The organism is Dyella flagellata, from assembly GCF_030160275.1.
Lineage (GTDB): Bacteria > Pseudomonadota > Gammaproteobacteria > Xanthomonadales > Rhodanobacteraceae > Dyella_B > Dyella_B flagellata.
Map to the genome: position 1 here is coordinate 1 of NZ_BSOA01000038.1, position 11,922 is coordinate 11,922.

Annotated in this window: 2 protein-coding genes; both read right to left on the reverse strand. The window is 63.0% G+C overall.

Features of this window, described 5'->3' with window-relative positions:
• Positions 1–188 precede the first annotated feature (188 nt).
• On the reverse strand, positions 189–10,706 hold the full coding sequence (locus QQJ96_RS16010) for an autotransporter-associated beta strand repeat-containing protein (protein WP_284333026.1): 10,518 nt from the start codon (positions 10,704–10,706) through the stop codon (positions 189–191).
• Between the two features lie 669 nt (positions 10,707–11,375).
• A complete protein-coding gene (locus QQJ96_RS16015; protein ID WP_284333027.1) occupies positions 11,376–11,792 on the reverse strand; it encodes a nuclear transport factor 2 family protein in 417 nt (138 codons plus the stop codon).
• Between the last annotated feature and the right edge of the window lie 130 nt (positions 11,793–11,922).

The following is an 11,922-nucleotide window of genomic DNA, read 5'->3' on the forward strand; positions in this document are numbered from 1 at the left end:
TCACCCCCGCACCGATACGCCGTTACATTTTGACGCCCAAAGCAGAATAGATCAGAGCATCCCTAGCTCGTCGAGGGTCTGATGCAGGGTGTCACTAAATAAATCAACCCGTCACCGTTTATCGCGAATCGCTGTACTTCATGGCGAGTGCCTCGACATACAGCATGCCGAGGCACCGCCTTGCCTGCTTAGAATTTCTTGCTGAATCCCACGCTCAGCGCATGGTCGTCGAGGCGACTGGAGAACTGGCCCTGGTAATCCAGGTACAGATTCCACGATGCCCCCGCCTGAGCGGTGATACGCGCGCCCACCGTGGCTATGCCACGGCCGTTGGTGTCACCCGGCAGTTGGAATAGCGTGCCATCCTGGCTGGTGGCCAGCACGTGTGGCGTGTTCGCGCCGCGCGTGTCGTAGCGGTAGCCCACGTTGAACTGCGGCACGTAGTTGATGCCTTGAACCACGAACGAGTGCGTGAACATCACACGCGCATATGGCTGCAGGGTGTTGTAGCTGGTGCGCGCGCCCTGCACGGCGAAAGCCGGCGCCAGCGGGTTGCTGCTGGGCAGCGTTTCGCTGAAGCCATTCACTGCCTGGTGCTGGTACAACGCGCCTACCGCCGGCGTCACCTGCCACGAAGCTGCAGTCATCGGCCAGGCTGCCTGCATCGCCACCGAGCTGCTGCTGCCATCTGGGCGGGCCACACCGTGGCCGATACCGGTCTGGCGATAGACGCTGTAGCTGCTATGCATACCATCAAGCATGCCCGACAGCACTATAGGACCCGCGTTGGTGTACGCATACACACCGCCATGCACGCTATCGATGGAGCCGTTGCCACCGTTATGGTCGCTGCCGTTAATGCGGTTGAAGCCCGCTTCCACACCTACGTGCACGCTATCGGCCACGGCATGGTCGAAACCACCTTGCAGCCCGAATGCAGTGCTGTTCAAGCCATCGCTGCCTGTCAACGCATCGCTACTCGCGCTGTACTGCACCCACAGGTCGCTATGGCAAGCCGATGCCACGGTATTGCTATGAGCTGCCTCGGCACCGTTGCAACTGGTGTCACCGGAGCGCAGCGTTGCATCGAGCACAGTGGACAGCACTTGCTGGCCGGTCAAGTTCTGACTGCGTATCAGGTTGGCATAGAGGCCGCCATCGCGCGGAGCAACCACGTTTCCAGCAGGGGCTGGCGTAGGGGTATGCGCGGGAGTCGGTGTGGGAGTCGGTGTGGGAGTTGGTGTGGGAGTTGGTGTGGGAGTTGGTGTGGGAGTTGGTGTGGGAGTTGGTGTGGGAGTTGGTGTGGGAGTTGGTGTAGGAGTTGGTGTAGGAGTTGGTGTAGGAGTTGGTGTAGGAGTTGGTGTAGGAGTTGGTGTAGGCGTGGGTGTCGGCGTTGCCGACGTCAGCACGAGATCCGCTTGCGTCGAGGTATAGCTGACTTTCGGGTCGAGCGCGGTAGGAACCGATCCACTCGTCGTCGTGCTGGCGAACGTACCGGTCAACGCCTTGGCCTGCACCAGCGTGTAAGTCGTACCCGAATAAGTACCCGGTGCGTAGATCAAGCTCAGCGTACCCGCCAGGCTGGCGCTGCCATTGACCAACAGCTCCGAGGCCTGCGTCGGGGTCACGTCGATCTGGAGCGTGGCGTCGGCGTTCTGGGTGTAGTTGCCATTGACGGTCAACACACCTACCGAGCCGCCCGGCCACACCGTGCCATCGCTGGTCACGTCGCCATTGACGATGCCATGGCCGCGCAAAGTGCCGCCCATGTCCACCGTCACGTTGCTATGAATCGATGCGTTGGCATGCGAGGAGTCACCCACCTCCAGCGTGCCCGATTGCACCACGGTGCTGCCGGTATAAGTGTTCACGCCATCCAGGATCAACGTGCCGGTACCCGCTTGCGCCAAACTGCCCGTGCCGCTGATCGCCGCGCCATAAATGACGGTGTCCGTGCGATCGAATGCCATCGCACCGTTGTTCACCACGTTGCCGCTCACCATGCCGCTGGTGCTGTTGTTGGCCACCAGCAGCATGCCGCCAGAGATGGTGGTCGTGCCGGTGTAAGTGTTGTCGGCAGTCAGGGTCAACGTACCGCTGCCCGTCTTGGTCAGCGAGCCATCGCCGCTGATCACACCGTTGTACACGGCGTTAGTCGACTGGTTGAAGATGAGATTCGCGCTACCGCCGGCCAGCGGCGAGAAGGTCACATTGCCAACAATGCTGGTGTTGTTGCCTACCAGCGTGCCGTTGGTGATGGTCCACGACTGGTTGGCGTTACCTGCGCCGGTCAACGTCCAGGTACTGGTACCGGACTTGGTGAACTGGCTGAAGCCCTGGATCGCCGCACCGCTGCCTACCGCGCCGACGGTACCCAGATCGAAGCTCGCATTCGAGCTGCCACTCAGTACGAACGTGTCACCACCATGGGTCGTGCCGCTGGCACTGACGATGTTGCCAAGGAATCGGGAAGCGGACTCGATCACCAACGTGTTGCCGCCGCCGCTGAAATCTACAGCGTCGGCCTGCGTGCCACTCGCGCCTACACCACCTGCAAGGGTGCCGTTGTTGATGACAGTCGAGCCACCTGTGGACACCACACCCACACCACCGACACCGCCGACGCCCTGGCTACCGCTGGCTCCACCATTGGCAGAACCAGCCACGCCACCCAGACCACCGTTGCCGCCCACAATCGTGCCTGTATTGGCGAGCGTGAAGTTCGAACCGCTGACGCCCGCACCACCGGCGCCGCCATGACCACCATTGCCAGATGTCACCGCTGACGTATTGGACGCGCCGCCTACCCCGCCTGCGCTGCCATTGCCGCCGCCAACCGTGGCATTGTTGGTGAGCGTAAAGCCCGTACCTGTTACGCCAATCCCGCCGTCGCCACCGATACCGCCGCTGCCGCCGGGCGCGCTGCTACCCGTGCTCGCGGCGTAACCGTCGATGCCGCCGGTTCCACCTACACCACCATTGTTGCCGGTCACTACGCCTGCGTTGGTAAGGCTGGCACCACTGCCCAAATCGGCACCCACGCCACCCTGGCCACCTGCACCACCCACTCCACCGGCAGTCGCCGTGCTCTGGCCGTTGGAATCGCCATTGCCGATACCGCCACTGCCGCCAGTGCCACCTTTGCCTCCAACGATCTGTCCGCCACTGGCGTTACTCAGATTAAGGCCGCCGGCACTATAGGCACCCGCACCGCCTTCGCCACCAGCACCACCAGCGCCACCGGCAATGGCATGGGAAGTTGTCGTGCCATTGGTCGTTGTCTGCTGGAGCACGGAGCCACCATTGCCGCCGTCGCCCGCGAAGAGCATGCCCGCATTGGTGAAGTTGCCGGCGCCGGCCACCAACGCATTGCCGCCATCACCGCCATCACCGCCGTTGCCTGCCGATACAAACGTAGTCGTGAACGGAGTGGTGAACACTGCAAAACCACCGCCCGCTCCGCCGCTACCACCACCGATGGCACCCGCGTTGCTGGCGTTGACGAAGGTGTTGCTCAACACCAGACCGTTGCCGCCGTTGCCACCCGCGCCACCGTTGCCGGCATGCATGACTGTGCCGTTGATAGCAAAACCCATCACGCCACCGATACCGCCCATGCCACCAGCGATGTCAGCGCCGGCCTGGTTGGTCACGCTGCCACCACTGCCCAAGTCCGCACCATCGCCGCCGGCGCCGCCAATACCGCCGTTGGCTTGCAGGTTGCCGGTGCTCGTGCCTGGCACGTAGACGATGGAGGATCCAAACGGGCTGCTGGAGGAACCCGCACCGCCATCGCCGGCGAAGATTTTTCCGGTGTTGGTGAGTGTCGCACCACTGCCCAAGGTGATGCCCGCGCCGCCAACACCGCCGTTGCCGCTGGTGACGCTGAAGCTGGCGCTCGAAGCCTGGGGGACGGCAACACCCGCAATGACAGAACCGCCGTACGAACCGTTGCCGCCCTGAACGTAACCACCATTGCTGAGCGTGCTGCCGCTGCCGAGGCTGGCACCCACGCCGCCCGCACCACCGCTGACGCCGGCAAGGCTGTAGGAACCACTTGTTGCGCCCTGCGGATTGACGAGGAGGGAAGAAACGCCGGTATAGCCGCCGGCGCCGCCGAAAATCCTGCCGCTGGTCTGGTTGACCAGGGTGCTGCCCACGCCGAGTACCGCGCCGGTACCACCGACGCCACCCGCGCCACTCTGGGAAGTCGCTCCGGGAGAATTCTTGTAATGACCGCCCGCACCGCCCTGGCCTCCAACGATAGTGCCGCTGTTGTTTACGTTGGCGTTGCCCGCGCTGCCATCGATGCCATTGCCGCCCACACCACCAGCGCCGCCCGCAGTGTTGTTGGCGGACCGGTAGCCAGCCGCGCCACCGGCACCGCCTGTACCACCTGTCACGACGCCACTGGCGCCATTGGTGAATCCGGTGCTGCTGGCCATGCTGAGGGCCGCGCTGCCGCTTCCGCCGATGGTGCCGTTGTCGTTGACATCTGTCGTGCCTGTGGCGCCCGCGGCACCAGTGATGCCGACGCTGCCATTGGCGGTTCCCACTACCAGGTTGCCGCCACTGATCGTCGCGCCACCGGTGATCGACGTGCCGCCACCATTCAGCACCAGCGTGCCGAGATCAGTCTTCTCAAGGCCAACTGTTGACACCACCGCGTTGTTGAAGGTGGCGGTCCAGTTCGCGGCGGCGCTGCTGCCATCGCCCACGCGGATGATCGGCGCGCCGCTGCCACTAGTTACCAGAGTGAGCGTGTTGCCGGTCAACACATAACCGTCGCTGGTGAACTGCAAGCCAGTGGCCTGCACGTTACCGGCGCTGCTATCCACAGTTACTGTGCCTGCCGCGCCACCGAAAACGCCGAAGCCCGGCTGCGGCTGCATCGCCGCCGTCACGAAGCCCATGTCCGTGCTCCACGTCAGCGACGTCACCGACCACGTGCCGCTGCCGCCGCCAAGCTGCGTGTTGCTGGCCTGGCCATTGGCATTCCAGAAGTTCAGCGTCAGGCCGGTGGTATCGAGCAGATTGATCTGCTTGTTGCCGGTGAGGGACTGTAGCAACAGTGTCTGGCCGGTAGGCGTCACACCCAGGCTGAGGCCACCGTTGTTTTCGATCAGGCTGCCGCTGTAGGAGAACAGGTTATAGACGCCCGGTCCCATGCCGCCGTTGGCGACGTTCAGCGTGACCCCATCCAGCTCCAAATTGCCGCGCACGGCGACACTGCCGCTGTTGTTTTGGAAGTTCGCACCTAGTGCGCCCAGCATCACGTTCAACTGGCTGCCTTGCTGTGCCACGAGGTTGCCGACGGACATCGCGCCGTTGGGTGCAAGCGAAGCACCTGTAGCAACATTGACCGAGCCGGCGATCGAACCTGCGCCGCCCAGGCTAGCCCCGCTTTCCACCGTCACGTTGCCGGCGAGCGAGCCGCTGGCGGAAAGATCCAGTGCTCCGCCACGCACATCCGTATTACCGGTATACGTATTGGCGCCACCCAGCGTGAACGTGCCGGCGCCTTGCTTGATCAGCGAACCGCCGGCACCGCCGGTGATACCACCGTCCGTGATCGTGCCATCGAACTCATAGCCACTCCCATCAAGCGTGAGCGATTGGCCGCCGAGAGCGACTTTGCCGGTGCCCACCAATCCACTGATGGTCGTGCCGCCGTTGCCGAGGGCGGAAATATCGAAACTGCTACCGCTGCCGACATTGATGACGCTCGATGCGGTGATGCTGCCACCGCCGGACAACTGCAAGGTACCGCCGTTGATCGTGGTGCTACCGGTATAGGTGTTCACGCCGGTAAGATCGAGGGTGCCGCTGCCTTGCTTGAGCAGCAATCCGCCAGCGCCGCCCGTCATGCCACCATCGGTGATCACGCCATCGAACCGGGTGCTGTTCGCCGTACCGAGCGAGAGCTGGTTGCTGCCCAGGTTGACCGTGCCAGCGCCGGACAGATCGTTGATGGTCGTGCCGCCGTTGCTGATTCCGGAAATGTCGAAAGAACTGCCGCTGCCGACGACGACACCGCTCGAAATGCGCAGGCTTCCGCTACCCGACAATGCCAGCGTACCGGCGTTGATCACCGTGCTACCGGTGTAAGTATTGTCCCCGGTAAGCGTGAATATACCGCTGCCCTGCTTGACCAGCGAACCGCCACCGGTGATCTCGCCATCGAATTGGCTATTGCTTGCACTACCGAGCGTAAGCGTGTTGCCACCTACGACGACCGTACCCGCGCCCAACAGAGCGTTGATAGTCGTGCCGCCGTTGCTGAGCGCTGAAATGTCGAAGTAACTGCCGCTGGCGATATCGACGCCGCTCGACGTGGCGATGTTACCGGTACCCGACAATGCCAGCGTGCCGCCGTTGATCGCGGTGCCGCCGGTATAGGTATTCGCGCCAGTGAGTATCAGTTCCTGGCCGCCTTGCTTGACCAGCGAACCGCCGCTGCCACCGGCGATCCCGCCATCGACGATCACGCCATCGTATTCGGACTCGGACCCGGACGGCGTATTTAGCGTGAGCGTATGGCTGCCAAGAGCGATAGTGCCCCCGCCAGCAATATCCGTGAGGGTCGTACCACCATTGCTGAGACCGGAAATATCGAAGCTGCCGCCGATGTTGACGTCGCTCGACGAGACAATGCTACCGTTGCCCGACAAAGCCAGCGTGCCGCCGTAGATTGTGGTGCCGCCGGTATAGGTGTTCACGCCAGTCAGGTCGAGCGTGCCGCTGCCCTGCTTAACGATTGAACCGCCACTACCACCGGCGACGCCACCGTCGCTGATCACGCCATCGAACTGGGTATTGATGGCGTTACCGAGCGCAAGCTGATTGCCGCCCAGGGCGACCGTGCCGGCACCGGAAAGACCCCCGATGCTGGTGCCGCCGTTGCCGGCACCGGAAATATCCAAGCTGCTGCCGCTGCTGACGTTGACGACGCTCGACGCGATGCTGCCATTACCAGACAACCGCAGCGTGCCACCGTTGATCGTGGTGCTGCCGGTGTAGGTGTCCGCGCCAGTTAGATCGAGCAAGCCGCTACCCTGCTTCACCAGCGAACCACCTGTACCCCCGGCGATGCCGCCGTCGGCAATCACGCCATCGAACTCCATGTTGTTCGCCACGCTTAAAGTGACCGAATTTCCACCCAGCGCAAGAATGCCTGTACCAGAGAGCGTGCTGAAGCTCGGTCCGCCATTGCGTAGACCGGAAATATCCATGCCGCCGCCGCTGGCGATTACGACGCCACTCGACGCGGCAATGCTGCCGTTGCCCGACAACGCGAGCGTGCCGTTGTTGATCGTAGTGCTGCCGGTGTAAAGGTTCGCGCCGGCAAGATCGATCGTACCGCTGCCCTGCTTCACCAACGAACCACCGCTGCCACCGACAATGCCGCCATCGGCGATCACGCCATCGAACTCGGTGCTGCTTGCGGTGTTGAACGTGAGCGTGTTGCTGCCCAGCGCGACCGCACCCGCCCCGGTAAGACCACCGATGCTGGTGCCGCCGTGGGTGACGTTGGAAATATCGAAGCTGCTGCCGCTGCCGACCATGACGCCACTCGACGTGGCGATGCTGCCGGCGCCCAACAAAGCCAGCGTGCCCCCGTTGATCGCAGTGCTACCGGTGTACGTGGGGGCAGCGGTGAGCGTGAGTGTGCCACTGCCCTGCTTTACCAGCGAACCGCCGCTACCGCCTGCCACGCCGCCATCGGCGATCAGGCCGTCGAACTGGCTATTGTTTGTGGTGCCAAGCGTGAGCGCATGGCCACCCAGGAAAACCGTGCCTGCGCCGGAAAGATCGCCGATGCTGGTGCCGCCGACGCTGAGGCCAGAAATATCGAAACTGCTGCCGCTGTCGACGATGATGCCACCCGATTTAGCCACACTGCCGGAGCCTGACAATGCCAGCGTCCCTCCGTTGACCGTGGTAGGGCCGGTATAAGTGCTGGTGCCCGTCAATGCCAGCGTACCTGTACCGGAAAGCATCAGTGCGCCCGCGCCGCTGATGACGCCACTATCCGTCAAGGTCATGCCAGGATCGACCACGATGTAGCCGCTGGCTCCCAGCGCCATGGCCTGGTTGGCGGTGAAAGATTGCGTGGCTTCCAGCGTGCCGCCGTTGAAAGTCAGCGACGCCGCGCTGCTGCCGAGGCTGGAGCCGCTGGAAACCGACAGCGTGCCCGCATTGAGCGTAAGGTTGCCGGCGTATGTGTTGGCGCCAGCAAGCACCAAGGTGCCGCCGCCATCTTTGGCCAGTGCGCCAGAGCCAATGAGGACACCGCTGAGCAGCAGTTGCTGCGAGAGGCCCACGTTGATATCCCCACCGCCGCCGCTCACCGAGATGTTGCGGGCAGTCGTCATGGACGCCGTGGTCTGCAGCATGCCGCCATTGAAAGTCAACGAAGCTGCGCCGCTGCCGAGATTCGCATCGCTGGAAATGAGCAGCGTGCCCGCATTGAGCGTAGTGCCGCCGTTGTAGGTATCAGTGCCGGTTAGCACCAAGGTGCCGCTACCGTCTTTGCTCAGCGCGCCCGGGCCCGTGACGCCTCCGGCGATGGTCAACGTCGTGCCGCCATCGACCGCGAAGTCGCCACCGCCCGGCTCAAGCATCACGCCGCGGCTGGTGGTGATCGACGCGGTGGCTTCCAGCACGCCGCCGTTGAAAGTCAACAAGCCCCCGCCCAAGTTGGCGTCGCTGGAAATCGCCAGCGTGCCCGCATTGATCACGGTGCCGCCGTTGTAGGTATTGGCGTTGGTGAGCAATAAGGTACCGCTACCGCTTATAGTCAGCGCTCCCACGCCAGCGATGAGACCGTTCTCGGTCAACGTTGCACCGCCGTCGACGGCAATGTCGCCACCCCCTGCAGCGAGCGAGACCCCGCGATTGGCAGTGAACGATTGCCTGGCCTCCAGCGTGCCGCCATTGAAGGTTAGCGTGCCGGCGATCGCACCCAGGTTGCTGTCGCTGGAAATCGCCAGCGTGCCCGCATTGATCGTCGTGCCGCCGGTGTAGAGATTCGTGCCGGTGAGCCTCAACATACCGCCACCGGTTTTGATCAGCGCGCCCACGCCGTCGATGACGCCGTCATCCTGAAATATCACCGAGGTATCGACGGAGAAGTCGCCACCGCCCGCACCTAGCAACATGTTGCGACTGGTGGTGAACCATTGCGTGGCCTCCAGCGTACCGCCATTGAACGTCAGCGTGCCCGCGCTGGCGCCCAGGTTGGCATCGCTGGAAACCGCCAGCGTGCCGCCATCCAATGCCCACGATGTGGTCGCTGAGGTGGCGTTCGTCAAAGTCCAGGTGCTGGCGTCCCGCTTTACGTACTGCGCAAAACCCTGGAACGCGCTGCCGATTTGCGAAACATCGAAGCTGCTATTGCCAGCTCCTCCCAATGCGAGCGTATCGCCGCCGTTGGTAGTGCCGCTGCTGCTAACCACGTTGCCGTTGAAGCTGGCGCCCGGTTCGATCACCAGTTCATTGCCGCCGCCGGAGAAGCTGATCGCATTGGCAAGCGCGCCCGAACCGTCAGTGGCACCACCTTGAATGACGCCGGCATTGAATACGGTCAAGTTGCCGTTGGACACGATGCCAATGCCGCCTGCGCCGCCGCCCGTGCCGCCATTACCGCCGACAATGACAGCTAGATTGACGATTTCAGCCCCGCTGCCGGCGGTGATCGAAACACCGGTGCCGCCCGCGCCGCCCGCGCCCGTCCTGGACATGCCAACGACGCCGTTGCCACCCACGCCACCGGAGATCATCGAGGTATTGGAAATATAGGCGCCTGCGCTGCCGTCGATGCCATCGCCGCCGCGGCCGCCAGAGCCGGCGTTCTGGAAGGGCTGACCATAGCCATTAGCGCCGGCGCCGCCCCTTATCGTGCCGCTATTGTTCATCGAGAAACCGGCGCCGACCAGGGCAGCGCCACCGCTGCCGCTACCGCCGCCTCCGTAACCGTTGCTATTGGTGCCAGCGTTGCCGCCGTTGCCGCCGTTGATGAAGCTAGTGTTGGTGATCCGGGTACCGTTGGCATAGATTCCGGCACCGCCGCCACCGCCGCCGCCACTGAACGCGTTGAGGTAGCTATTGCCACCATTGCCGCCGTTGCCGCCGTTAACGGTACCGGAATTGGTAAAGAGCCCGCCGGACAAGGACCTCCCTACACCACCACCACCGCCGCCACCACCGCCGCTAGCAGTCTCAGGGGCTCCTACGTAAGCGCCGCCACCACCGCCTCCGCCGCCATATCCGTGACTGCCCAGGCCACCGCCCGCACCACTGGCACCACCTCCGCCTCCGACATAGTAGGTACCGCCGGCTCCACCCCGTCCTCCGCTTCCTCCCGCCCCCAGCCCGGATGAGCCCGCACCGGTGGAGCCGCCGGCACCACCGGAATTGGCATAGGTTCCGGTCGTCACCGCACCCATGCCGCCTGTTCCCGGTGTACTGCCGGATGCGCCATTGCCGCCGTTTCCGCCGCCGCTGCCAGTCTGTCCCCATGCTGGCGATGCAGCCAGACCCAACGCCATGCACACCATCAACGCGAGTAGCCGCGACTTCAACCCGGGCTTCGCACCGGCATCCGCACCACCGACGATGGCGCCGCAAGACGCGTTCGTCAGTTCCGACGCCACCTGCAGCACACCAAGCGTGCGATTGAAAACAAGGCGGTAAATACGATTCATGCAACAGCCCCTGTAGCGAGCCTTCATGGCTCGTTTTGTTGGTCAGAAAGAGAGGCCCGAATGGCGACGCCTCGGGCGAAAAATGAAAAGGCCAGCGGACGCGATGGCTGCGTCTTGGTCACACGGTAGGGATCACCCGTCCTCCGTGAAGGCTGGCGTTGATGCGTCGGCTTGGACGGGGCGCCGCACGTTGGCGGGGATGCTCGCTTTGAACAGACAACAACAAGCTAAGCCCGGACCTGCACAGATCCGGGATGACTTGAACACGGCGATGCATTCTTTCCCCCTGGGTGCAACCATGCGCCGCCATCAACTTTCGTCAAATGGCGGTTCATTTCGTGAACTGGTTATCGGTTTCAATGCCGTGCGCGATGATAGCCGAGATTCACACCGATGGATTGACCGAGCGTCTCACTTTTTTGGGGCACGGACGCAAGAGCAGTCCTTGATCGGGAATGCTGCGCTGGGCGCAGACTTGGCGCCGAGCTTGAAACGTCATCGGACTAGTCCCGATTTCACGGACACCTAAAAGCGCGGACGATCCCCACACGGAGGCGCTCGATGGAAAAGCGTCAGAGGTTTGGCAGGTAGTTCAAGCGTGAAGCGATCCGCACGATTCAGTCCAGCGCACTCTGTATTTCCAGGGTTTTGCCAGGCGCAACGGCAACTCTATGCTCGCGCCGATGACACCCTCGGCTCGTTGCCCTCGCCCATGGCTTGCCCGGCATCTGGCCGCAACTGGGCAGGATCGTAGTAGAAGCGTTCGCGCACGATCCTGCCGTCGATCCACTGCTGAACGGCCAGTTCGTCGAGGGTCAGATGCAGGGTGTCGCGGAAGAAATCGAATCGCCAGTTGATGCATACCTGATCGCCATCGACCAGCACCGTCACGGCGCGTCCCGTGACCGTAGTGAAGGTATTCAGTACCCGCTGCTCGTTCTCGATCAACGCATCCAGGCCGGTGCGAGACTGCTGCTGGTTCTCCCATACGACGGCGTCAAGATGGTAGAAGCGCTGCAACGCTTCGATGTATTTCCCGCTCTCGACCAAGGCAACGAAAGCGCTGACGACAAAACGATCGGGCATGAAAGTTCTCTAATGAATGGACGGTTCCCGCATGGACTGTGCGCGATATCCAGCTCCCTCCCCTGCTTGCACCTGATTAGCGTCGAGTCTCAGCTGGGTTTCGCAAATCCTGCTCGGTCCTGGAGCAGGA

Bases quoted from the DNA above. Each gene is read 5' to 3' on its own strand.
- QQJ96_RS16010 (WP_284333026.1), bottom strand. From the start codon at position 10,706: ATGAATCGTATTTACCGCCTTGTTTTCAATCGCACGCTTGGTGTGCTG.
- QQJ96_RS16015 (WP_284333027.1), bottom strand. From the start codon at position 11,792: ATGCCCGATCGTTTTGTCGTCAGCGCTTTCGTTGCCTTGGTCGAGAGC.